Here is a 23382-nt window from a genome sequence, read left to right as displayed (position 1 = left end):
GTCAGGACCTCGGGTCGAAGGCGTCACGCAACGCCTCGCCAATGAACACCAGCAGCGACAGAATCAGCGCCAGCGTGAAGAAAGCCGTGAAACCGAGCCAGGGCGCTTGCAGGTTCTGCTTGCCCTGGCCGATCAACTCGCCCAGCGAAGCACTGCCTGCGGGCATGCCGAAGCCCAGAAAATCCAGCGCGGTGAGGGTCGAGATGGCGCCCGTCAGAATGAACGGCAGGTAGCTCAGCGTCGCGTTCATGGCGTTGGGCAGGATGTGTCGCAATATCACTTTTCGGTCGTCCAGACCCAGCGCCCGCGCCGCTTTCACGTACTCCAGGTTGCGGCCACGGAGGAATTCGGCGCGCACCACGTCCACCAGTGCCAGCCACGAAAACAGGGCCATGATCCCCAGCAACCACCAGAAGTTCGGCTCGACGAAACCTGACAGGATAATCAGCAGGTACAGCACCGGCAGGCCCGACCAGACCTCCAGCAAGCGCTGACCGATCAGATCGACCCAGCCGCCGTAGTAGCCTTGCAACGCCCCCGCGGCGATGCCGATCAGGGCGCTGATGACCGTCAGGGCGAGGGCGAACAGGATCGACACCCGAGAACCGAAAATCACCCGGGCCAGCACGTCGCGCGCCTGATCATCCGTCCCTAGCCAGTTGATTTCGGAAGGTGGACTGGGCGCGGGTTTGTTCAGATCGTAGTTGGGCGTGTCTTCGCTGAACGGGATCGGCGGGAACAGCATCCAGCCATCGCCCTTGCTGATCAGTTGGCGCACGTAGTCGCTGCGGTAGTCCGGCTGGAAGGGCAGTTGCCCGCCGAACTCCTGCTCGGTGTAGCGTTTGAAGGCAGGGAAGTACAGTTCGTGTTGATAACTGAGCACCAAGGGTTTGTCGTTGGCGATCAGTTCGCCGCACAGGCTGATGACAAACAGGCCGCAAAACAGCCACAGCGACCACCAGCCACGGCGGTTGTTGCGAAAACGCTCGAAACGTCGGCGAGCCACCGGAGACAGTCTGCGCATCAGGCGTTCCTCGCGCTGAAGTCGATTCGGGGGTCGACCAGGGTGTAGCAGATGTCCCCGACCAGTTTGATCAGCAGCCCGAACAGGGTAAAGATGAACAGCGAGCCGAACACCACCGGATAGTCCCGGGACACAGCCGCTTCGTAACTCATGCGCCCGAGGCCATCGAGGGAGAAAATCACCTCGATCAGCAGTGATCCGGCAAAGAACACGCTGATGAACGCCTGGGGAATGCCCGCCACCACCAGCAGCATCGCGTTGCGGAACACATGCCCGTACAGCACGCGACGCTCACTCAGGCCCTTGGCCCGTGCGGTGACCACGTATTGCCGGGTGACTTCGTTGAGAAACGAGTTCTTGGTGAGAATGGTCAACGTCGCGAAGCCACCGATCACCAGCGAGGCCACCGGCAGGACCAGGTGCCAGAAATAATCGGCAATCTTGCCCAACGTGGTCATCTGATCGAAGTTTTCCGACACCAGGCCACGCACCGGGAACCAGCTCAACGATGTGCCGCCTGCGAAAAGCACCACCAACAGCATCGCGAACAGAAAGGCGGGCATCGCGTAACCGATCACAATGGCCGTGCTGCTCCAGATGTCGAAATGGCTGCCGTGCTTGACCGCCTTGCGAATGCCCAGCGGAATCGACACCAGATAGGTGATCAACGTCGCCCATAGCCCCAGTGAAATAGAGACCGGCATCTTTTGCAGGATCAGGTCGGTGACCTTGGCGCCACGGAAAAAACTGTTACCGAAATCCAGCCGTGCATAGTGACTGAGCATCAGCCACAGGCGTTCGTGCAGCGGCTTGTCGAAGCCGTATTGGTGCTCGATTTCCTTGATCAGTTTGGGGTCCAGGCCCCGACTGGCGCGGGATTGGCCCGCGTTCATGGTTTCCGTGTGTCCGGCGCCAATCGTGCCGCCCGCCACACCTTGCAGCTTGGCGATAGCCTGCTCTACCGGGCCACCGGGAGCCGCCTGCACGATGAAAAAGTTCACCAGCAAAATGGCGAACAGCGTCGGAATGATCAGCAGCAGGCGCCGCATCAGATAGCCGAACATCACTTCATCTCCCAAGGCAGGGCCGAATTGCCACGTTGCTGGGCAAATTGGTCTTTGGTCAGCGCTTGCGGACTCAATTCCCACCAGGTGTCGATGGCTTCACTGTTGGCCGCCTGTACCTTGGGAATGCCGAAGCGGTTCCACCACACGGTTGATGAGCCGGGCGGGTAATAGTTGGGAATCCAGTAAAAACCCCATTGCAACGTGCGGTCCAGTGCGTGGGCATAATCGATCATGGCCGGTTTGCTGTCGGCCTTGGCCAGGCCTTCGATCAGGCTGTCAACGGCCGGGTCTCGCAGCACCATGTAGTTGCTGGAGCCTGAGTCCCGGGCCACTTTAGAGCCGAAGTTGTTGTACAGCTCCAGGCCGGGAGAGGTCGAAACGCCGTAACCGGTGACGATCATGTCGTAATCCCGTGCCATGACCCGGTTCAGGTACTGCGCGGAGTCGATGCGACGGATTTCGAAATCGATGCCGATCTGTGCAAGATTGCGCTTGTACGGCAGCAGAATCTTCTCGAAACCGCTTTGGCCATTGAGGAAGGTGAAACTCAGCGGCTCGCCTGCGGCATTCACCAGTTTGTCGCCTTTCGGCATCCAGCCCGCCTCTTCGAGCAACGCCAGCGCCTGTAGCTGTTTATCGCGAATGAAGCCGCTGCCATCAGTTTTCGGGGTATGAAACACCGTGGTGAACACTTCCGGCGGAACCTGGCCGCGCAGCGGTTCAAGAATCTTCAGCTCGGACTCGCTCGGCAGCTCAGTGGCCGCCAGATCGCTGTTGGAAAAATAGCTGTTCTGACGCACGTAGCCGTTGCGCATCATCTGTTTGTTGGTCCATTCGAAGTCCCAGAGCATGGCCAGCGCTTCGCGCACGCGGCGGTCCTGAAACTTGGGTCGGTCCAGATTGAACACGAAGCCCTGGGAGCTTTGTACCGCCCCCGGTGCCAGTTGCCCGCGTTGCAGGCGGCCTTCGGTCAGGGCCGGGCTGTCGTAACGCACCGCGTAGCCGGTGGCGGAATATTCGCGGTTGTAATCGTAACCGCCGCCCAGCAAAACTTGGCGAGCGACGTCGGTGTCGCCGAAATACTCGACGCTGAAGTGATCGAAGTTGTACAGCCCGCGATTGACTGGCAGGTCCTTGGCCCACCAGTCAGGATTACGTTCGAAGGTGATGCTGCGGCCCGGATCGACCTTGCCGATGCGATAGGGACCACTGCCCACTGGAATCTCGAAACCGCCGCCGTTGGCGAAATCCTTGTCCTTCCAGTAATGCTCCGGAAACACCGGCAACGACGCCAGGTCCAGGGGCAGGGTGCGGCTCTCGTTGCTCTTGAAATCGAAACGGATCGTGGTCGGCGATTCCACTTCAACGCCCTGAACGTCGCCGAACTCGGTGCGATACGACAGGCTGCCCTGGGTCATCAGCAGGTTATAAGTGAAGCGCACGTCCTCGGCCGTGATAGGCGTGCCGTCGGAAAACGTTGCCTTGGGGTTGAGATAGAAGCGCAGCGACATGCCATCCGGCGCCCGCTCCATTTTTTCGGCGATCAGGCCGTAGACGGTGTAAGGCTCGTCAAGAGACTTGAACGCCAAGGGCGAGTAAAGGAGGCCATTGACCTGAGAGACGCCGGTCCCTTTATCGATGTACGGCATGATGTGGTCGAACTGACCGATTTCCTGCGCCGAACGGCGCATGCTGCCGCCTTTTGGGGCATCGGGGTTCACGTAGTCGAAATGCTTGAAGTTCGCCGGGTAACGCGGCGCTTCGCCGTACACGGTCAAGGCATGTTGCGGTGCGGCGGACAGGGACTGAAAACCCGAAACCAGGAGGAGTGTTGCAGCCATCAGCGATGAAAAAACAAAACGCATTACACAAATCCTGACTGACGTTGCGGCACAACATCAGGGTTGAAGGTCATGGGCCAACGATTGCCGTCTGCCCGGTGGTTTTTTCCGTTTGTTCTTGTTCGTTACCTCCGGTGGCAAGGTACCGGAATACCGTGATCTTTGTAACCGCACGTTGCTTGTGGTGGCTGAACGCTCCAAGCGTGAACAGGCGCTGCGCGCGCGTATGCGGGTAAACATCCGTGAACGAGCCAAAATAAAGCAAGTTCTTTGCCGGAATCGATACAGCACCGGTTTGCGGCGCACTAAATAGAAACGGCCCGCTTTTCAGGGCGAGCCGTTTCGAGATGTCCGCTGCAGGATCAATCCTGACGGCTGGTCACTTCCAGCAAGTGATACCCAAACTGGGTTTTCACCGGACCTTGCACCACATTGACCGGGGCGCTGAAGACCACGGTGTCGAATTCCTTGACCATCTGGCCCGGACCGAAAGAGCCCAGGTCACCGCCTTGGCGGCTCGATGGGCAACTGGAGTTGGCACGAGCCACTTCTGCGAAGTCAGCTCCGCCTTCAATCTGAGCCTTGAGCTCGTTGCATTTTTCTTCGGTGGATACAAGGATGTGGCGGGCAGTGGCTTTAGCCATGGGAAGGTTACTCCTGTGAAAAAGGGAAGAGCCTACCGGATTAAGTGCAGGTTTTCTCGAGGAAAGTTCCGACGGATGCGCCGATAACGCGATTGGGGCTGTCAGTAAGGTCGACAGGCAGTCAGCAGGCGTGGGCGTTCGCCTGCTTCCCTCAGCCACGGGCTTATCTGTAGCGCAGTTTGTCGACCGCATCGCGCAGCAACCGTTCGGTGCCTTCCCAGCCCAGGCAGCCGTCAGTGACGGAAACGCCATAGCGCAGCGATTCGCTCAAAGGCTGGCAGCCTTCGAACAGGTGGCTTTCAAGCATCATGCCGATCAGGGTGCGATCACCCGCCAGGCGCTGCTGCAATACGTCGTTGAACACCTGTGGCTGACGCAGCGGGTCCTTGCCGCTGTTGGCATGGCTGCAATCGACCATGATTCGCGCTGCGATGCGATTTTTGTCCAGGCTCGCGTTGACGCGGGCAACGCTGTCTGCGTCGTAGTTCGGCCCGGCATGACCACCGCGCAATACGATATGCGTGTCCGGGTTGCCTTGAGTCTCGATGATCGCCGGATGACCGTGGCGATCGACACCGAAATGACGATGGGCGTGAGCGGCAGAGCGGATCGCATCGCAAGCCACTGAAACGCCGCCGTCCGTGCCGTTCTTGAAGCCGACGGGCATGTGCAGGCCGCTGGCCATCTCACGGTGAATCTGCGATTCGGTGGTGCGCGCGCCGATGGCGACCCAGCTCAGCAGGTCATCGAAATAACCGGCGGCCATGGGCTGAAGCAACTCAGTGGCGATGGGCAGGCCGAGGCCAATCATTTCGCGCATCAATTGCCGCGACAGCGTCAGCCCGCCGACCATATCATCGCTGCCATCCAGATGCGGATCGTAAGCCAGGCCTTTCCAGCCTACGGTGGTGCGCGGTTTTTCAACGTAGGCACGCATCACCAGCAGCATCTGGTCGCTGACGTCGGTGGCCAGATTCGCCAGACGCTCGGCGTATTCGAGAGCCGATTGCGGATCGTGGATCGAGCAGGGGCCAACGACCACCAGCAATCGGGTGTCTTCCCCGTTGAGAATGGCGCGCACCGATTGGCGGTGGCTGGCGACTTGGGCGTTTAAAGCGGCGTCCAGTGGCAACTGGTTTTTCAGAGCCAGTGTACTGGGCAGGCGCAGGGGAGCAGGGTGGCTGTCGATCAGGGTGACAGGGTGGCTTGGCAGGTCTGACAGATTTTTTGCAGCGACGGACGAATTCATGAGCAGGGCTTCCTGGTCGGCGGGCGTTTCCCGCGCGGACCTACTGGGGTGTTCGACAAAGGGTCGTGAGGGCTGTACGTGTTGATTCGCCACCTGTGAGTGACCGATCGGAGGCGGCAGGCTGTCCCGAACGGAGGTTGCTAAATCGCCATGCAAAGTCGATGTCGCTGCGGTAATAGGTGCTGTAGTTCATGTGATGTTTCCTCGATTCGAAGCGTTGATCAGTGTGTTGAAGCCAAAAAAACAAAACCCCCGGTCGGGAGGCCGACCGGGGGTTAGAGTGTTCTCTGGTGGCGTCCCGTGATTCGTGGGCGCCGTTTGGGTATCAGGCGCGCCAGTGGCTAAACCAATACCCATAAAAATAAGAAGCCGGGGAGCCAGCGGTGGTTGCTTCCCATGCAGCCAGCGTCGCCGCCTGACGCGAGGCGTCGGCAGAGTGTGCAGGCTGTGAAAGGATGGAAAGCAACATGGTTTGTCTCCGTGGAATGTCGGCGAGCTTACTTCAGGCGCATGCGGACGATCAATTGGAAATTTCAATGATCATGATTGAGGTGAGTCTGAATCGTGGCCAGACTGGAGTCGCCTGAGGCTGGAAAGAGTAATGCAGCGATGAGAGCGGCACTGAAAGAGCGAAGACTTCGTCTGTCTCCGGCCAAGGCCGAGGATCTTGCGTTTGCACGAGAGCTGACCCGCGCCAACATGCGAGAATATTACGCCCGTTATGGATTGATCTGGCAGCCGGATGCATTCGACGCTCAATGGTGGACCCGTGAAAGTTATCTGGTTGAAAAAGAAGGCGCAGTGATTGGCTTTCTGGGGCTGACCATTGAGCGCGGATATTTATATGTGCGCGATATCCAGTTGATCGAGGCTCATCGTGGCGAAGGGGTAGGGGCATGGGTCATGGATCGCGTCTCGCAGATGGCCAGAGACAGAGGGTGTGGGCGTACTCGTTTGAAAGTGTTCAAGAGCAACCCGGCGACTGACTTGTACTTGAGGCTGGGTTACACCTTTGCGGGAGAGGAGTCAGCGCTATTCTGGATGGAACGCGTCGACTAGCGTTCAGTTGTCGTTACTCCAACTGAACGCTCGCATACTCTCTTTTGCGAAGAATATTCCTACATGAACAAAGCCGAAAACAACTTATTCCAAGGATATGTCTGACTTAGTCGACGGCGATGTCGGTATTACGCCGATCTTCATTCCTAATAGCACCGCAACTTTATGGGATTCGCCGCGACGACCTTTCTTACGGCCAGAAAGAATCTGGTAAGTCGTGGCCGGGTCAACGCTGTTTTCCCGGGCAAACTCTTGAACAGATTTACCCTGTTGTTCCAGCCAGGCCTTGGCTTGTGCTGCGGTGCGTATTCCGGGCATAGTTCAAAACCGTTCAAGTCTGTTTAAATTTATCTGGATTCTACCATTCGTAAGGATGGGGTCAACAAGGTTGTGCATTCAAATGAGTGGAATTGGAGCCCGTCTTAGGGAAGAACGCGAGCGCTTGGGGTTATCACAACGAGCGTTTGGAGAAATCGGCGGTGTCGAGCCCAATGCGCAGGGTAAATACGAAAATGGTGACCGCACGCCCAAGGCCGATTATCTGGCAGCCGTCGCGGCGAAGGGCGTCGATGTCCTGTATGTACTGACCGGTTCGCGGACACCCGCGCCAATCGAAAACCTCAGTGAAGTGGAAGAGTGGGTGCTGGGCAGCTACAGAACGCTGGTCAAAGAAGATCAGGATGCCATTCGGCGCCTGACCACCACGCTGGCCGAATACAAGGCCACCTACGCGCCTGAAAAAAAGCCTGAACCGGAGGAGGACTGAGTTCGCTCGCAAGCGTGCGTTTGAAGATTTTTTGCAAGTTCAGTGGTCGGTAATGCTAGCGTGTCAGTATCTTTACAGACCATCTGTCATGGCCAGTCGAACAACGTTTTCGCGCTAGGTCATGCACTTTCTTTTTGCTAAGGTGGCGAGCATTCGTCATAAATCGTTCCGTGAGGTGTCTGCTTGATTAGGGTGCTGGTTGTCGATGACCATGATCTGGTTCGGACAGGTATCACGCGCATGCTGGCGGACATCGACGGTCTTCAGGTCGTTGGGCAGGCCGAATCCGGTGAGGAGTCTCTCAAGAAGGCTCGTGAGCTTAAACCGGATGTCGTCCTGATGGACGTGAAAATGCCTGGCATCGGCGGGCTGGAGGCCACGCGTAAATTGATACGCAGCCACCCTGACATGAAAGTGGTGGCTGTGACCGTGTGCGAGGAAGATCCGTTTCCCACGCGGCTGTTGCAGGCGGGCGCCGCCGGGTATATGACCAAGGGTGCAGGACTGACGGAAATGGTTCAGGCCATTCGCCTGGTGTTCGCCGGCCAGCGCTACATCAGCCCGCAGATTGCCCAGCAATTGGCGTTGAAATCGTTTCAGCCACAAACCAGCAACTCGCCGTTCGACCTGCTCTCCGAGCGGGAAATCCAGATCGCCCTGATGATCGTTGGCTGCCAAAAAGTGCAGACCATTTCCGACAAGCTTTGCCTTTCTCCCAAAACCGTGAACACTTACCGTTACCGCATCTTCGAGAAACTGTCGATTGGCAGTGACGTAGAGCTGGCTTTGCTGGCTGTCCGTCACGGCATGGTCGATGCCAGCGCCTGAAATGAACCCACCGTTTGATCCCAGCGCTTTTTTGGCCACTTGCAGTGGCCGTCCTGGCGTGTATCGCATGTTCGATGCCGACGGGCGGTTGCTGTATGTCGGCAAGGCCAAGAACCTTAAGAAGCGTCTTTCCAGCTATTTCCGCAAGACAGGGCACGCGCCAAAGACCGGTGCGCTGGTTGCGCGCATCTCCCAGATCGAAACCACCATCACCGCCAACGAGACTGAGGCGCTGTTGCTGGAGCAGACGCTGATCAAGGAAACGCGGCCGCCGTACAACATTCTGTTGCGTGACGACAAATCCTACCCTTATGTGCATTTGTCCGACGGCGAGTTTCCGCGTCTGAGCATTCATCGTGGTGCCAAGAAAGCGAAAGGGCGGTATTTCGGGCCATATCCGAGCGCCGGAGCGATTCGCGAAAGCCTGAGCATTCTGCAAAAGACCTTTCATGTGCGTCAGTGCGAAGACAGCTTCTACAAGAACCGCACGCGCCCTTGCCTGCAGTATCAGATCAAGCGCTGCAAGGCGCCGTGCGTCGGCTTCGTCGAGCCTCTGGTTTATGCCGAAGATGTGCGTCACTCGGTCATGTTCCTGGAAGGGCGCAGCAATGCGTTGAGTGACGAACTCAATGCGTCGATGGAAAAGGCCGCGATGGCCCTCGATTTCGAGCACGCTGCCGAATTACGCGATCAGATCGCGTTGCTGCGCCGAGTTCAGGACCAACAAAGCATGGAAGGCGGAACCGGTGATGTCGATGTGGTGGCGGCATTCGTCAACCCGGGTGGGGCGTGCGTGCACTTGATCAGCGTACGGGGCGGCCGGGTGCTGGGCAGCAAGAACTTTTTCCCCCAAGTCGGCATTGAAGAAGAGGTCGGCGAAGTCATGTCGGCATTTCTGGCGCAATACTTTCTGGGCGGTGGCGAGCGCGAGCTGCCGGGCGAGGTGATCGTCAACGTGGTCAACGAAGATTTCCCGGCGTTGATCGAAGCCATCGAGGCGTCCCGTGGTCGCGAGATCACCATCAGCCATCGGGTGCGCGGCACGCGGGCACGCTGGCAGCAACTGGCGGTCACCAACGCCGAGCAGGCACTGGCAGCGCGCCTGGCGAACCGACAACACGTTGCCGCCCGGTTCGACGCATTGGCAGACGTGCTCAAGCTCGACGAGCCGCCGCAACGTCTTGAGTGCTATGACATCAGCCATTCCAGCGGCGAGGCGACGGTCGCATCGTGCGTGGTCTTTGGTCCTGAAGGGCCGATCAAGTCAGACTACCGTCGTTACAACATCGAAGGCGTGACAGCCGGCGATGATTATGCGGCCATGCATCAGGCGCTCACCCGGCGCTTTGGCAAGATCAAGGACGGGGAAGGGAAGCTCCCGGACATTTTGCTGGTGGACGGCGGCAAAGGGCAGTTGAACATGGCGCGCGAGGTCATGAATGAGCTGGCGGTGCCCGATCTTATCTTGCTGGGCGTGGCGAAAGGTACGACGCGTAAGGCCGGTTTCGAGACGCTGTACCTCAACGAAGCGGCCAACGAATTCACCCTGCGTGGAGACTCTCCTGCGCTGCATTTGATTCAGCAGATCCGCGACGAGGCTCACCGCTTTGCGATTACCGGGCACCGTGCTCGTCGAGGCAAGACCCGTCGCACCTCGACGCTGGAAGGCGTGGCAGGGGTGGGGCCGACACGGCGTCGCGACCTGTTGAAGCACTTCGGCGGGTTGCAGGAATTGTCCCGCGCGAGCATTGAAGAAATCGCCAAGGCGCCTGGAATCAGCAAAAAGCTTGCAGAGTCGATTTATGCCAGCCTGCACAGCGAGTAGAATGCCCGCTCACCTTGTAGCCAGTTGTGCCAATGAATATCCCTAATCTGATCACCGTATTACGTGTCTTGCTGATTCCGATCTTCATTCTGTTGTTCTATCTGCCGTATCACTGGAGCTACATGGCGGCCAGTTCTGTTTTCGCGTTGGCGGCTGCCACTGACTGGCTGGACGGCTATCTGGCTCGTCGTCTCGAACAAAGCACGCCGTTTGGTGCGTTTCTGGATCCGGTGGCCGACAAGCTGATGGTGGCCGTGGCACTGGTATTGCTCGTTCAGGTCCACGCCAACTTCTGGTTGACGATGCCTGCGGCGGTGATCATTGGGCGTGAGATCGTGATTTCCGCACTGCGCGAGTGGATGGCAGAAATCGGGGCGCGTGCTCAGGTGGCCGTGTCGAATCTGGGTAAATGGAAAACGGCAGCGCAAATGCTGGCGCTGGTGATTTTGTTAGCCAACCCGCCGGCGTTTACCTTTTGGGTAGTGATCGGGTATGTGTTGCTGATGGTGGCAGCAGGGCTGACGCTGTGGTCGATGATGCAGTATTTGCGGGCGGCTTGGCCGCACTTGCGGATAACCGCCGAAGAAAAATAAGTATTTTTAAATCAAGGGGTTGACGGGGTCATTTGAATCTATAGAATGGCGCCCACACCAAGCGGGAATAGCTCAGTTGGTAGAGCACGACCTTGCCAAGGTCGGGGTCGCGAGTTCGAGTCTCGTTTCCCGCTCCAGTTTGTACGCATTGAGCGCTAGCGGTTAGAGTGCTGAATGTTTGGGGCCGAGTAGCAAAATGGTTATGCCGCGGATTGCAAATCCGTTTACGCCGGTTCGATTCCGACCTCGGCCTCCACTATAAATGAGCTCTGTAGATCGTTGATTTACAGAGCTTTTTTATTTGCACTGAACATGCATGTCAGACGCATTTTGAAGCGTTTCAAGCTTGCTTCAATGAGTGGGGATGTATATATTCCCACCTCTTGTCGGTACACGCGGTCTCCCAAGTTTTCGGGATTGCATGTCTGGCCCGCAACATTGCCCTGATGGTGAAATTGGTAGACACACCGGACTTAAAATCCGTCGTCCGAAAGGATGTGCCGGTTCGACTCCGGCTCGGGGCACCATCTAAAGCAAGGGTTGCAGAGACGCGGCCTTTGGTTTCTCTCTCTGTGGCTGGTCCGCAATCACTTCGCCGGAGTGATCTTTTTCTCCTTCCTGTCTTGGACGTGTTTCGCTGTCATCACGACGGTAGCATGCCCTGTTTGTTGTTCGTAGCGTGCGTGGGCGGCCTTGAGCATCGCACTCGCTGTGCGCGCACTTCATCGGCCAGTCGTTGAAGTCGGCTGAAAGAATCAGTAACGTTCGCTGGATGACAGATCAAGGAGGAACTGGCGATGACGTGCGTCATTTGCGATCTACAGGACAGAGAGATTTCCACCGTTGGCCAATTCGCGGTCAGACACTGCAAAGAGTGCGGCTTTTACGGTATGCCGGGTGAGCTGTTTGAACAGCTTAAGGCCACCGGTCAGCGCCTCAATCTCGAACGAACCAAAGCGTTTTTGACGTCTTGTCGCAGCAGCCAGCAGCCGCCGTGGATTTCGGCTGAAGATGCGGCAGCTCATTCGCTGATTGAACAGGGCTATTGACCATTGGGCAAAATCCTCACGAATGTCCGAGGGCCTTGTCGAGAAACGGTGCAGTCCGACTTTCTTTGCTCGTGACAACCTGTTCCGGCGCACCACTGACGACAATCCTCCCGCCCTGATCGCCTGCGCCCGGCCCGATATCGATTACCCAGTCGCTTTGTGCCACGACGCGCATTTCGTGTTCCACGACGATGACGGTATGGCCATTGTCCACCAGCGTATTCAATTGCTTGAGCAGCCGATCGACGTCGCTCGGGTGCAGGCCCGTAGTGGGCTCATCCAGCACATAGAGTGTGGCGCCCCGCGCATTGCGTTGCAGTTCCGTCGCCAGCTTGATGCGTTGCGCTTCGCCGCCGGAAAGTTCAGTGGCAGGTTGTCCGAGGCGCAGGTAACCCAGGCCAATGTCACGTAGCGTGAGCAGTGAGCGCAGCACGCCGGGCTGTTCGGCGAACACGTCGACGGCCTGCTCTACGGTCAATTGCAAGACTTGTGCAATGTCAAGACCGTGCCACTGCACGGCGAGCGTGTCCGGGTTGTAGCGCGCGCCGTGGCAAGTCGGGCAGGGCGCATAGACGCTGGGCATGAACAGCAATTCCACGCTGACGAAGCCCTCGCCCTCACACTGTTCGCAGCGACCTTTGGCAACGTTGAACGAGAACTGTCCGGCGTCGTAGCCGGCTGCTTTGGCGGCGTCGGTGGCAGCGAACAGTTTGCGCACGTTGTCGAACAGGCCGGTGTAGGTCGCAAGGTTGGAGCGTGGGGTACGGCCGATGGGCTTCTGGTCGACTTGCACCAGGCGTTTGATCGATGCCAGGCCGCCGGTGATGCGTCCGCCGGTCAATTGCGGGGCGTCGTCTTCCAGGCTCGGCTCTTCTTGATCGGCCGTCGGAGCGGGGCGTCCGAGTTCTGCGCCTACCAGTTCGAGCAGTGCCTGGCTCACGAGGCTGGATTTGCCTGAGCCGGAAATGCCCGTGACGGAGGTAAAGCAACCCAAAGGAAATTCGGCGGTCAGGTCGCTGAGGTTGTTGCGGGTGACGCCTTCCAGGCGTAACCAGTCTTTGGCCGCGCGACGTTCCGTGCGCAATGCACTGTAATCGGCAAACAAATGCTCTCGGGTTTTCGACGCGACAATCTGGGCGAGGCCTGCCGGTGGGCCGCTGTACAACACGCGGCCCCCGTGCTCGCCCGCTGCCGGTCCGACGTCCACCAGCCAGTCAGCCCGGCGCATGGTGTCCAGATCGTGTTCAACGACGAACAATGAGTTGCCCGCGGCCTTGAGTTGCTGAAGGGCGCTGAACAGCGCTTCGCTGTCAGCGGGGTGTAGGCCTGCGGACGGTTCGTCGAGCACATAAATGACGCCGAACAATTGCGAGCCCAGTTGTGTCGCCAGGCGCAAGCGTTGCAGTTCGCCAGAGGAGAGGGTCGGCGTGCTGCGATCGAGGGCGAGGTAGCCAAGGCCGAGTTCGGTCAGCGTGCTGACGCGGGCCAAGAGGTCCTGAGCGAGCCGCTGGGCGGCGAGCTTTTTCTCGATGGAGGCATCGGTTTCGGCGTTGCCTGCTGCCACAGGTCGGAGGATCTCGGCTACCCGCAGCAGCGGCATCTGTGACAGCTCGCCGATGTCCAGCCCTGCGAACTTCACCGAAAGTGCTTCCCGTTTCAGACGCTTGCCGTTGCACACTGGGCAAGGACTGCCGCGCATGAATTGCGAAACGCGCTTTTTCATCAGCGCGCTTTGCGAGTGGGTGAAGGTATGCAGTACGTAACGCCGTGCACCCATGAACGTGCCTTGGTAGCTGGGTTCGAGCTTTTGCTTCAGGGCTTGGCGGGTTTGCTTGGGCGTCATCCCGGCATAGACCGGGGCGGTGGGCTGTTCTTCGGTGAACAGAATCCAGTCGCGCTGTTTCTTCGGCAGGTCGCGCCACGGGATGTCGACGTCGTAGCCCAGCGTCACCAGAATGTCCCGCTGGTTCTGGCCTTGCCACGCCAGCGGCCATGAAGCCACGGCCCGCTGGCGGATGGTCAGGGAATCGTCGGGCACCATCAGTTCTTCGGGCACTTCATACACGCGGCCCAGACCATGGCATTCAGGACACGCGCCTTGGGGCAGGTTGGGCGAGAAGTCTTCGGCGTAGAGCATCTGTTGCCCGGCAGGGTACTCACCGGCGCGGGAGTAGAGCATGCGGATCAGACTCGACAGAGTCGTTACGCTGCCCACCGACGAGCGCGTGCTCGGTGTGCCCCGCTGTTGTTGCAAGGCCACGGCAGGCGGCAGGCCGTCGATGGCGTCGACGTTGGGCACGCCGACCTGATCGATCAGTCGTCGCGCATAAGGCGCGACCGATTCGAAATAACGGCGCTGAGCCTCGGCGTAAAGCGTCGAAAACGCTAGCGACGACTTGCCCGAGCCAGACACCCCGGTGAACACCACCAACGCGTCGCGCGGAATGTCGACGTCCACGTCCTTTAGGTTGTGCTCGCGAGCGCCGCGCACGCGGACGAAGCCGGGCCTGTCCGGGGCGACGGTAAGTGATACACTTGGCTGTGCGTGGGCCTCGTCAGGCAAGTGTGGCGCAGTGGTCATGGGCGGGCCTTGGTCTGAAATCAGTGCAGAGAGCTTACCTGCGTTGGTGGTCTGGTCGCGAGTCAGGATTCGTCTTTGGGGAGCGCCTCGGCGACTTGCAAGCCTTTGAGAAAGCCCGCCAGTGCGGCCTCTTCAAGACGCAGGCCCTTGCGTTGGCGCGAGCGGGGCAGTTTGGCCAATTCGCCGATCACGAACGCTTCCAGAACCGCCGGGTGGATGTAGCATTTGCGGCAGACCGCCGGGGTGTTGCCCAGCAGCCGGGCGACTTCCTTGACCATGGCGACGATGTGCTTCTTGGCGTCGGCTTCCGGTTCCCAATCGAGCTTGCGCAACGTCGCCAGAGCCATCGCGCTGCCAGCCCAGGTGCGATAGTCCTTGGCGGTGAAATCGGCGCCGGTCAGTTGGTGCAGGTATTGATTGATGTCATGGGAGCTGACGGTGTGGCGCTGGCCCTCATCGTCCAGATACTGAAACAGATTCTGCCCCGGCAGCTCCATGCAGCGTTTGATGATGTTCGCCAGGCGCCGGTCGGTGACGCTGACCTGATGTTCGACGCCGCTTTTGCCGCGAAACTGGAACAGGATTTTGCTGCCATGCACATCAACGTGTTTGTTGCGCAGGGTGGTCAGGCCATAAGAACGATTGTCTCGGGCGTATTGGCTGTTGCCTATGCGGATCAGCGTCTGATCGAGCAACGAAACCACCGCTGCCATCACTTTTTCCCGCCCCATGCCAGGAGTCGCCAGTTGCGCTTCGATTTGCTTGCGTACCTTGGGCAGCGCGAGGCCGAACGCGATCATCCGCGAGTATTTGTTTTCATCCCGGACTTCTCTCCAGCGTGGGTGATAGCGGTATTGTTTGCGACCCCGCGCGTCACGCCCGGTAGCCTGAAGGTGACCTTGGGGGTCGGCGCAGATCCACACGTCCTTATAGGCGGGAGGGATCACCAGCGCGTTGATGCGTTTGATCTGCGCCTCGTCTCGAATGCGTACGCCGTCGGTGTCGAAATAGGCGAATTTGCCCCGCAAGATCTTGCGCGTGATGCCCGGCAGGCTGTCATCGACATAATGCAGGTCTTTGGGCAGGTCTTCGAAGGGGGTGGTGTCCGGCATGGGTGGCAGTTCCGAGCGTTGGTCTTTCGATGGACCACTCGGTTGCGCAGACGTGCCGGATTTTTAGCAGGGTCAGGCCAGCAGGGCTACCGATTTGATCTGCGCCCAGAGCGATTGGCAGGGGTGCAGTTGTAGCTGATCACGGGAATAGCGGGTGATTCGGGCCAGCAGCGGCGTACCGGCAGCGTCCAGCCGCACCAGCACGTGGGCGGCGTTGTCGGCGGGGATCTCACTCACCACCGTCACCGGCAAGCGATTGAGAATGCTGCTCTGGTCCTCCGGTTGGAGGCTGAGGCTGACGTCGCGCGCCTGAACTTTGAAACGCAGCGGCTTGTTCATTTCCAGCGAGGTGTGCGCGACGCGCAACGTCAAGTCACTACGCGGGATGCGCACGGTCACCAAATGGTAAGCGGCATCGTAGGCAATCACGGCGCCTTCGATGACCACACCGGCGTCATCGCCCATGGCCAGCGGCAGGTCGAGGCGGGCGAGGGTTTCGGCGATTGGGCCACTGGCAAGCGCCTTGCCGCCGCTGAGCAGCACCAGATGATCCGCCAGCCGCGCCACTTCATCCTGCGAGTGGCTGACGTACAGCATCGGGATGTCCAGTTCGTCGTGCAGGCGTTCCAGATATGGCAGGATTTCGCTTTTGCGGTGGGCGTCCAGCGCCGCGAGCGGCTCGTCGAGCAATAACAGGCGCGGGCTGGTCAGCAGGGCGCGGGCGATGCCGACGCGCTGGCGTTCGCCACCGGACAGCTTGTCGGGCTGCCGAGCCAGCAGATGATCGATCCCGAGCAGGGTGGTCGCCTGTTCCAGATCCACTCGCCGCCCACTGGCCGCAATGCGCTTGAGGCCGAATTCCAGGTTGCCGCGCACGGTCAGGTGCGGGAACAGGCTGGCCTCCTGAAACACGTAGCCCAGCGAGCGTTTATGCGGTGGGACGAAGACGCCCTTGGCGCTGTCCTGCCAGACCTCGCCATTGATCGAAATGAAACCGCTGGAGGCTTTTTCCAGCCCGGCGATGCAACGCAGGCACGTGGTCTTGCCAGAGCCGGAATGGCCGTACAGTGCCGTAACGCCGTGCCCTGGCAGGGACAGATCGACGTTCACGGAAAATTCGGGGAAGTCCACGTTCAGGCGCAATTCGATGGATGCGGTCATGGCTGTCAGCTCCAGGCTGCTTTGGTCTTGCCGCTGGAGTAGAGCGCCAACAGAACCAGAAAGGAAAACACCAGCATGGCACCGGCCAGCCAGTGGGCCTGTGCGTATTCCATGGACTCGACGTGGTTGTAGATCTGGGTCGACACCACTCGGGTTTTCTCCGGGATGTTGCCGCCAATCATCAGCACGACGCCAAACTCGCCGACGGTATGGGCAAAGCCCAGGATCGCGCCAGTGATGAAACCGGGGCGCGCCAGCGGCAGCACGACCGAGAAGAAGGTGTCCAGCGGACTGGCCCGCAGGGTTGCAGCCACCTCAAGCGGTCGCGGGCCGATGGCCACGAATGCGTTTTGCAGCGGCTGCACCACGAACGGCATCGAATACAGCACCGAGCCGATCACCAGGCCACTGAAGCTGAACGTCAACGTGCCCAGGCCGATGCTGTGGGTGAATTGCCCCAGCGCACCGTTCGGGCCGAGCAGCAGTAACAGATAGAACCCGATCACCGTGGGTGGCAGCACCAGCGGCAGCGCCACCACCGCGCCCACTGGCCCTTTGAGCCAAGAGCGGGTGCGGGCCAGCCACAACGCGATGGGGGTGCCGACGATCAACAGAATCACGGTGGTCAACGACGCCAGTTTCAGCGTCAGCCAGATGGCCGCCAGATCGGCACTGCCCAGCGGCATTTACAGCTGGTATCCGAAGGACTTGATCACCGCAGCGGCTTTCGGGCCTTTGAGGTAGTCCATCAGCGCTTTGGCGGCGGCGTTGTCCTTGCCCTTGTTGAGGATCACAGCGTCTTGCTTGATCGGTTCATGCAGGTTGGCCGGGACGATCCATGCCGAACCGCTGGTCAGCTTGCCATCCTTGTAGACCTGGGACAGGGCAACGAAACCCAGCTCGGCGTTGCCGGTCTGCACGAATTGATAGGCCTGGGCGATGCTCTGGCCCTCGACGATCTTGGCTTTGGTGGCTTCGGTCAGGCCTTCTTTTTCCAGCACCTGAGTGGCGGCTAGGCCATACGGCGCGGCTTTAGGGTTGGCGATCGACAGGTGTTGGTATTCGTTTTTCTTCAGCACGGCGCCCTTGTCGTCGACGTAGCCTTCTTTGGCCGACCATAGCGCCAGGGTGCCGACGGCGTAGGTGAAGCGCGAGCCTTTGACGATCTCGTTCTCGCTTTCCAGCTTGGCCGGGGTGGTGTCGTCAGCGGCGAGGAACACTTCGAACGGCGCGCCGTTCTTGATCTGGGTGTAGAACTGGCCCGTGGCGCCGAAAGAAGCCACCAGCTTGTGACCGGTGTCTTTTTCGAAATCCTTGGCGATGGTCTGGATGGGCGCGGTGAAGTTGGCCGCGACGGCGACCTGCACTTCATCGGCGAACGCACTGCTGACCGAGAAGGCCGCGACGGCGATGGCCAAAGATTTGAGCGTTTTGGATGTGAGGCGAAGGGGCGTTGCGCGCATTGAAGCAGCTCCATGGTGTTTTTATGAGGTGATGACGGACGTCAACCCGATACAGGCCAAACGCTATGCATCGAAATATATAGCGAGTGAGCACCTCAAGGAAGCCTGAAGTTTGCCTCGGCAGTCAGTTTCTGACGCCACCCAGCCGTTCCAGAGTTTGAATCGCCAATTGGCGGGTCAGCGCCTCCCCGGAAAGTGAATGCTTGATCCCTACCGCCTGACCGGCCCATAGGTTCATGAAGCCATCGTTGCCTTGAGGCTCGGCCTTGCTGCGCAGTGGCATCAGCGCGCCGCCTGCCGTGGGGAATGCGGGCGCGTTGGCATTCATCGGGCCGATCTCGCTCATGATGCGGTTGACGATGCCGCGGGCGGGGCGTCCGGTGAACAGGTTGGTGAGTGCGGTCTGGCTGTCTTTGGCCGAGGCCAATGCGGCCTTGTGCAGCTTCGACACCTTGGCTTCAGGGGTGAACAGGTACGTCGTACCCAATTGCACGGCTGACGCACCGAGCATGAACGCAGCCGCGATCCCGCGACTGTCAGCGATGCCTCCGGCAGCAATGACTGGAACGTTGACCGCGTCGACGACCTGGGGCACCAGCGCGAGCGTACCGACCTGAGTGTGCAGTTGATCGCTGAGGAACATGCCGCGATGGCCACCGGCTTCAACGCCCATGGCGATGATCGCGTCACAACCGTGCTGTTCCAGCCAGACGGCTTCATCGACTGTCGTGGCGGAAGACAGGATGACGGCGCCAGTGGCTTTTACCCGGTGGACGAATTCGGCAGAAGGCAGTCCGAAATGAAAACTGACCACTTCGGGCCTGAGTTCTTCAACCAGTGCACAGCTGGCTTCATCGAACGGGGCGCGGTTGGACACAGGCGTCGGAGCATCGAAGTCGGCGCCCAGTTCTTGATAGTAGGGCTTGAGCTGATCCTTCCAGACCTTGTCGCCCGCAGGGTTCGGCTCGGGATTCTGGTGGCTGAAGAAGTTGAGGTTCAGCGGCGCGCGAGTTCCGGCGCGAATCAACGCCACCTCTTCGCGAATCTGTTCGTGACTGAGCATCGCGCAGGGCAACGAGGGCAATCCACCGGCTTTGCCCACGGCAATGGCAAGTGCGGAGCCTGCGGCGCCGGCCATCGGGGCAAGCAGGATGGGGACTTCAATGCCAAACAACTTGAGCAGGCGTGTGTTGGGCCAGGCGATCATGGGCAGTTTCTCCAAATGGGGTCGCGGTCATGAGGATGCGACAAACGTTTGTTTTTAGCGTTCTGGAAAAGTCCGGTTGATTTAATAGACGGTCAGTCTAATATGCAACCCTATGACTGACTCTCCTGCAAAGCCAAGGCGCCCCGGGCGTCCTCCGAAAATTGCCCGTCCCGACGACTTCGACACCCGTGAAGCGTTGATTCGCTGCGGTGTCGAGGTGCTGACCGAACAGGGTTTCATGGCCACTGGCATCGACGGCATTCTCAAGCGCGTCGGCGTGCCCAAAGGCTCGTTCTATCACTATTTCGCCAGCAAAGAAGCCTTCGGCCTCGATGTGCTGAACAGCTATGCCGGGTATTTCGCCCGTCGGCTGGACCGCTGGCTGTTGGACGAGACGCTGTCGCCGCTGGAGCGGTTGGCCGGTTTCGTTCAGCACTCCAAGGCCAGCATGGCGCGCTACGGCTACCGTCGTGGTTGCATGGTCGGCAACATGGGGCAGGAAGTCAGTGTGTTGCCAGACGGTTTCCGTGACGCCCTGGAGGCCATTTTTCTCGACTGGCAACTGCGTCTGTGCACATGTTTCGAGGCCGCCAAACAGGCCGGCGAATTGCCTCGATATACCGACTGCGCCGAGCTTGCGGCCTATTTCTGGATCAGTTGGGAAGGCGCAGTGCTGCGTGCCCGGCTGGTTCAAAGCGACGCTCCTCTCAATACATTCATCGCCGGATTTCTCCGTGGCTTGCCACGGTGATTTTCCGGCTTCATTTATAGACGATTGGTCTATACCGGAGGCAAGGCATGTTCAACGGCATTCTGATCGACAAGGACGACACTGGCTATCACGTCAAACTCAGCACCATCGACGAAGCGCAGTTGCCTCCGGGCGATGTGACCGTAAGGGTTTCCCACAGCACGTTGAACTACAAGGACGCGCTGGCCATTACCAACAAAGGCCCCATCGTACGCAGTTTTCCCATGGTGCCGGGTGTCGATCTGGCGGGGACTGTGCAGGCGAGCAGCGACCCGGATTTCAAGCCGGGCGATCAGGTACTGCTCAACGGTTGGGGTGTGGGGGAAGGCCATTGGGGCGGGCTGGCACAGATGGCGCGTCTGCAAGGCAAATGGTTGATCCCGCTGCCAAACGCGTTTTCTGCTTCCCAAGCGATGGCCATCGGAACGGCGGGCTACACAGCAATGCTGGCGGTCATGGCGCTGGAGAAAAACGGTGTGACGCCAGACAAGGGTGACGTGCTGGTGACGGGCGCCAATGGCGGTGTCGGCAGCTTTTCTATCGCCATTCTCGCGAAGCTGGGTTATCGCGTCGTGGCGTCGACGGGCCGTATGGCTGAAGCTGGCTACCTCCAGCAACTGGGTGCGGCCGAAATCATTGATCGCGCCACGTTGTCCGAGCCGGGCCGTCCGTTGGCCAAAGAGCGCTGGGCCGCAGCAATCGACTCCGTGGGCAGTCACACCTTGGCCAACGTCTGCGCCAGCACCCGTTACTGGGGTACCGTCGCGGCCTGCGGGCTGGCGCAGGGCATGGAGTTTCCCGCCTCGGTCGCACCGTTCATTCTGCGTGGAGTCACGCTGGCGGGCATCGACAGTGTGATGCGTCCACGACAGGACCGTATTGCGGCCTGGGGCCGCTTGGCGACCGATCTCGATCGTGACGCGCTCGCGCTGATCACCCACGAGATTGGCCTCGGTGAGGTGATCGACACCGCCCATCGATTGATGGATGGGCAGGTGCGCGGGCGGGTGGTGGTCGACACTCAGCGATAAGGCGCCGTCCTCACAGGGCGACCAAACTCGAAGTCTGTGACCTTTAGCACCTCGATCCGTGCGCAGGCGGGGTGTTTGGGGTTGATCAATACGCAATGGGCACTTTCCACCGTGGCCGACGGCAGGATCAACCCGAGCTGCTCGCCGCGCGCCAACCAGTCGCTGCCAAACGTCATGGAAGGCCTGTCGGGCGGAAGTGAATTCCAGCCAGCGGGCAGATGCGCGAACGGGGGCTCCAGATACAGCTCTGGATCAGCGGGCAGTTGAAGGTGCATTAATTTCAGCGGCAGAGCGGGCAAGTGCCCGGCAATGATTACGGCGTCCAGTGCGCAGGCCGCAGGGCTCAAACCCAAATACAGGGCGGGGTATTCGGGATGGTTCCAGCGACCCCCATAAAGCGCTGCGCCGTCGCCGGAGAAGTCTGAAACGGCCTCGGCCTTGGCGATCCTCCAGGCCTGCATTAGACGACACCGCCATGTTCCAGCGCCGCCAGCACGCGTCTGGCCTGCAGGGCGCCAATGTCGGTTTCGCACAATGTAATCGGCGTCTGGTCGTTCAGGGCTCGATTGGGGGAGATGATCCAGTGTTGGGCGGTTTGCTGGTCGTTGAACACTTCAGCCGCGCGAACGGCCAGCGAGGCGATGCGGTCAAGGCGCTCGGAACTGACGATGTCCAGCGGCCGTCGCTCTTTCAGGCGCCGCTCCAGCGTTGACATCGACGCATTGAGCAACCGTTCAAGCTGGCTGTTGCTCAATTGAAACGCGGTGCGTACCGCCTTGACCCATCCGGGAGGAAAACCGGTGCGAATGTACGCCAGGCGTTCGGTCTCATTACGGGTGTTGAGCTGATCGGCGATCAGCCAGAAGGCAGGTGCGGCATTGGTCGACGATTGAAAAATGGCTGGCACGTCCATGCTCCTCGGTCTGAAATCCTGCTCAAAACTTACGCGCCTGTCATGTTTTCTCAAGGGCCAAGCTGTTACCTGAGGTTGCCTGGTTTTCGCGTTCCAGCAACTGGCGCTTGCGTTTCACCCCCCAGCGATACCCCGAGAGCGCACCGTCGCTGCGCACCACGCGATGGCATGGAATTGCTACGGCCAGATGGTTCGCGCCGCACGCCTGTGCCACTGCGCGAAATGATTTGGGTGCGCCGATGCGGTGTGCGATCTGCGCGTAACTGACCGTCGTACCCGGAGGGATGTCTTTCAGCGCCTGCCAGACTCGCTGCTGAAACGCGGTGCCCCGCAAATCCAGCGGCAGGTCCAGGCCAACGCCCGGCGCTTCGATGAAGCCCACCACCTGGGCAATGACGCGCGCAAAATCGGGGTCGTCACCGATCAGCGTTGCAGCGTGAAACTGGTCTTGCAGATCGATGAGCAATTGCTCGGGGTCATCCCCCAACAGAATCGCGCAGACGCCCCGAGGGCTTTGGGCGACCAGAATCGAGCCGAGCGAGCACTCGCCGATGGCAAAGTGGATGGCGTCTTTGCCACCGCCCTTGCGATAGTCCGAGGGGGTCATCCCCAGCAGTTGGTCGCTGGTCTCGTAAAAGCGGCTGTTGGAATTGAAACCTGCGTCGTACATCGCTTCGGTGATGGTGCGCCCATCGCCCAGACGGGCACGAATCCTGTGGGCGCGGTGCTCGTTGGCCCAGGCTTTGGGCGTTACTCCGGTCACGGTTTTGAACACCCGATGAAAATGCCAGGGGCTCATGCCGGCCTGATCAGCCAGTGCATTGAGGCCCAGTGGCTGCTCGGCGCTGGCGATCTGTCGACAGGCCTGTTCCACCAGCGCAGCGTAATGCTCCGTCAACTGTGTCTTGTCACCCGTCGCGCGCTTGCTGGCGCGGTAGCCTGCGGCTTCGGCTTGCTCGGCGGTGTCGAAGAACACCACGTTTTCGGGCCGAGGCAAGCGCGACACGCTGCTCGGTCGACAGTACACACCTGTGGTGCGCACGGCATAGACGAATTGGCTGTCGGCAGCCGGGTCCCTGGCGAGCACCGCTGCCCAGCGGGGATCGTCTTGTGTCTGTCGGGTGTCGGGTTGAACACTGCGCCGGGCCATGGTCGATTCCTTGGGAGAGCGTGGGATTCAAAGGTTAATCCGTGGACGCCACGCTGAAACCCCGACTC

General features: G+C 59.7%; 24 protein-coding genes and 3 tRNA genes. 11 read left to right on the top strand and 16 right to left on the bottom strand.

Annotation, left to right across the window (positions count from 1 at the left end; all coding sequences use genetic code 11):
- Position 1 precedes the first annotated feature (1 nt).
- The 6 genes from ACI2KB_RS05450 to ACI2KB_RS05425 all read right to left on the bottom strand — a co-directional run bounded on the left by ACI2KB_RS05450 (position 2) and on the right by ACI2KB_RS05425 (position 6294).
- Positions 2–1024, bottom strand: a complete 1023-nt coding sequence (locus ACI2KB_RS05450; RefSeq protein ID WP_404632184.1) for an ABC transporter permease — start codon at positions 1022–1024, stop codon at positions 2–4.
- Entirely contained in the window at positions 1024–2088 is a 1065-nt protein-coding gene (locus ACI2KB_RS05445) for a microcin C ABC transporter permease YejB (protein ID WP_404632182.1), read from the bottom strand. Before ACI2KB_RS05445 ends, ACI2KB_RS05450 begins: the two co-directional genes overlap by 1 nt.
- Positions 2088–3956: an extracellular solute-binding protein gene (locus ACI2KB_RS05440; protein ID WP_404632180.1), complete on the bottom strand. Its 1869-nt coding sequence runs from the start codon at positions 3954–3956 to the stop codon at positions 2088–2090. Before ACI2KB_RS05440 ends, ACI2KB_RS05445 begins: the two co-directional genes overlap by 1 nt.
- A 338-nt stretch (positions 3957–4294) precedes the next feature.
- Complete coding sequence (locus ACI2KB_RS05435; RefSeq protein WP_404632178.1) at positions 4295–4576, bottom strand: peptidylprolyl isomerase; 282 nt, start codon at positions 4574–4576, stop codon at positions 4295–4297.
- Between the two features lie 163 nt (positions 4577–4739).
- On the bottom strand, positions 4740–5825 hold the full coding sequence (locus ACI2KB_RS05430; protein WP_404632176.1) for a 3-deoxy-7-phosphoheptulonate synthase: 1086 nt from the start codon (positions 5823–5825) through the stop codon (positions 4740–4742).
- Positions 5826–6150: 325 nt separating this feature from the next.
- Positions 6151–6294 carry a hypothetical protein gene (locus ACI2KB_RS05425; protein ID WP_404632174.1) on the bottom strand — a complete coding sequence of 48 codons (144 nt, stop codon included), beginning with the start codon at positions 6292–6294 and terminating at the stop codon, positions 6151–6153.
- A gap of 140 nt (positions 6295–6434) precedes the next feature.
- Here ACI2KB_RS05425 and ACI2KB_RS05420 point away from each other — a divergent pair, with 140 nt between their 5' ends.
- On the top strand, positions 6435–6884 hold the full coding sequence (locus tag ACI2KB_RS05420; protein WP_404632172.1) for a GNAT family N-acetyltransferase: 450 nt from the start codon (positions 6435–6437) through the stop codon (positions 6882–6884).
- A gap of 84 nt (positions 6885–6968) precedes the next feature.
- On the opposite strand, the gene ACI2KB_RS05415 is transcribed toward ACI2KB_RS05420, so the two are convergent.
- Positions 6969–7202 carry a DNA-binding protein gene (locus ACI2KB_RS05415; RefSeq protein ID WP_404632170.1) on the bottom strand — a complete coding sequence of 78 codons (234 nt, stop codon included), beginning with the start codon at positions 7200–7202 and terminating at the stop codon, positions 6969–6971.
- 82 nt (positions 7203–7284) lie between these two features.
- Between ACI2KB_RS05415 and ACI2KB_RS05410 the strand changes: the two genes are divergently transcribed.
- The 8 genes from ACI2KB_RS05410 to ACI2KB_RS05375 all read left to right on the top strand — a co-directional run bounded on the left by ACI2KB_RS05410 (position 7285) and on the right by ACI2KB_RS05375 (position 11945).
- Positions 7285–7650, top strand: coding sequence for a helix-turn-helix domain-containing protein (locus tag ACI2KB_RS05410; protein WP_404632168.1), 366 nt, complete (start codon positions 7285–7287; stop codon positions 7648–7650).
- 183 nt (positions 7651–7833) lie between these two features.
- Positions 7834–8478, top strand: a complete 645-nt coding sequence (uvrY, locus tag ACI2KB_RS05405; RefSeq protein ID WP_404632166.1) for a UvrY/SirA/GacA family response regulator transcription factor — start codon at positions 7834–7836, stop codon at positions 8476–8478.
- A 1-nt stretch (position 8479) separates the two neighbouring features.
- Positions 8480–10303, top strand: a complete 1824-nt coding sequence (gene uvrC / locus ACI2KB_RS05400; RefSeq protein ID WP_404632164.1) for an excinuclease ABC subunit UvrC — start codon at positions 8480–8482, stop codon at positions 10301–10303.
- A 32-nt stretch (positions 10304–10335) separates the two neighbouring features.
- Positions 10336–10896 (top strand): CDP-diacylglycerol--glycerol-3-phosphate 3-phosphatidyltransferase, encoded by a 561-nt coding sequence (gene pgsA, locus ACI2KB_RS05395; RefSeq protein ID WP_404632162.1) that lies wholly within the window; start codon positions 10336–10338, stop codon positions 10894–10896.
- A gap of 61 nt (positions 10897–10957) precedes the next feature.
- Positions 10958–11033: transfer RNA gene (locus ACI2KB_RS05390), tRNA-Gly, on the top strand.
- A gap of 45 nt (positions 11034–11078) precedes the next feature.
- Positions 11079–11152 (top strand) — tRNA-Cys (locus ACI2KB_RS05385).
- 184 nt (positions 11153–11336) lie between these two features.
- A tRNA-Leu gene (locus ACI2KB_RS05380) sits at positions 11337–11423 on the top strand.
- Positions 11424–11786: 363 nt separating this feature from the next.
- On the top strand, positions 11787–11945 hold the full coding sequence (locus ACI2KB_RS05375) for a hypothetical protein (protein ID WP_404632160.1): 159 nt from the start codon (positions 11787–11789) through the stop codon (positions 11943–11945).
- 16 nt (positions 11946–11961) lie between these two features.
- On the opposite strand, the gene ACI2KB_RS05370 is transcribed toward ACI2KB_RS05375, so the two are convergent.
- From ACI2KB_RS05370 to ACI2KB_RS05345, 6 genes are all read right to left on the bottom strand, one after another.
- Positions 11962–14526, bottom strand: coding sequence for an excinuclease ABC subunit A (locus ACI2KB_RS05370; protein ID WP_404632158.1), 2565 nt, complete (start codon positions 14524–14526; stop codon positions 11962–11964).
- 62 nt (positions 14527–14588) lie between these two features.
- On the bottom strand, positions 14589–15638 hold the full coding sequence (locus tag ACI2KB_RS05365; protein WP_404632156.1) for a DNA topoisomerase IB: 1050 nt from the start codon (positions 15636–15638) through the stop codon (positions 14589–14591).
- A 72-nt stretch (positions 15639–15710) separates the two neighbouring features.
- Positions 15711–16799 carry a molybdenum ABC transporter ATP-binding protein gene (gene modC, locus ACI2KB_RS05360; RefSeq protein ID WP_404632154.1) on the bottom strand — a complete coding sequence of 363 codons (1089 nt, stop codon included), beginning with the start codon at positions 16797–16799 and terminating at the stop codon, positions 15711–15713.
- A 5-nt stretch (positions 16800–16804) separates the two neighbouring features.
- Positions 16805–17485 carry a molybdate ABC transporter permease subunit gene (gene modB, locus ACI2KB_RS05355; RefSeq protein ID WP_404632152.1) on the bottom strand — a complete coding sequence of 227 codons (681 nt, stop codon included), beginning with the start codon at positions 17483–17485 and terminating at the stop codon, positions 16805–16807.
- Positions 17486–18262 (bottom strand): molybdate ABC transporter substrate-binding protein, encoded by a 777-nt coding sequence (modA, locus tag ACI2KB_RS05350; protein WP_404632150.1) that lies wholly within the window; start codon positions 18260–18262, stop codon positions 17486–17488.
- A 124-nt stretch (positions 18263–18386) separates the two neighbouring features.
- Entirely contained in the window at positions 18387–19469 is a 1083-nt protein-coding gene (locus ACI2KB_RS05345; RefSeq protein WP_404632148.1) for an NAD(P)H-dependent flavin oxidoreductase, read from the bottom strand.
- A 112-nt stretch (positions 19470–19581) separates the two neighbouring features.
- Here ACI2KB_RS05345 and ACI2KB_RS05340 point away from each other — a divergent pair, with 112 nt between their 5' ends.
- Together ACI2KB_RS05340 and ACI2KB_RS05335 are read left to right on the top strand one after the other, a co-directional pair.
- On the top strand, positions 19582–20220 hold the full coding sequence (locus ACI2KB_RS05340; protein ID WP_404632146.1) for a TetR/AcrR family transcriptional regulator: 639 nt from the start codon (positions 19582–19584) through the stop codon (positions 20218–20220).
- A 47-nt stretch (positions 20221–20267) separates the two neighbouring features.
- A complete protein-coding gene (locus ACI2KB_RS05335; RefSeq protein WP_404632144.1) occupies positions 20268–21251 on the top strand; it encodes an MDR family oxidoreductase in 984 nt (327 codons plus the stop codon).
- On the opposite strand, the gene ACI2KB_RS05330 is transcribed toward ACI2KB_RS05335, so the two are convergent.
- The 3 genes from ACI2KB_RS05330 to ada are packed head-to-tail and all read right to left on the bottom strand — an operon-like array spanning position 21242 to position 23314.
- Entirely contained in the window at positions 21242–21712 is a 471-nt protein-coding gene (locus tag ACI2KB_RS05330; RefSeq protein ID WP_404632142.1) for an RES family NAD+ phosphorylase, read from the bottom strand. The two genes, ACI2KB_RS05335 and ACI2KB_RS05330, sit on opposite strands and share 10 nt — an antisense overlap.
- Positions 21712–22158, bottom strand: a complete 447-nt coding sequence (locus ACI2KB_RS05325; protein WP_404632140.1) for an antitoxin Xre/MbcA/ParS toxin-binding domain-containing protein — start codon at positions 22156–22158, stop codon at positions 21712–21714. Before ACI2KB_RS05325 ends, ACI2KB_RS05330 begins: the two co-directional genes overlap by 1 nt.
- 46 nt (positions 22159–22204) lie before the next feature.
- The gene (gene ada / locus ACI2KB_RS05320) at positions 22205–23314 is read right to left on the bottom strand and encodes a bifunctional DNA-binding transcriptional regulator/O6-methylguanine-DNA methyltransferase Ada (RefSeq protein WP_404632138.1); all 1110 of its coding nucleotides are present in this window, start codon (positions 23312–23314) and stop codon (positions 22205–22207) included.
- Positions 23315–23382: the final 68 nt, after the last annotated feature.

The sequence above is a fragment of the Pseudomonas sp. NPDC088444 genome (assembly GCF_044900175.1).
Lineage (GTDB): Bacteria > Pseudomonadota > Gammaproteobacteria > Pseudomonadales > Pseudomonadaceae > Aquipseudomonas.
Note: the sequence above shows the minus strand (reverse complement) of the source record. Positions and strands in the feature narration are given on the sequence as shown.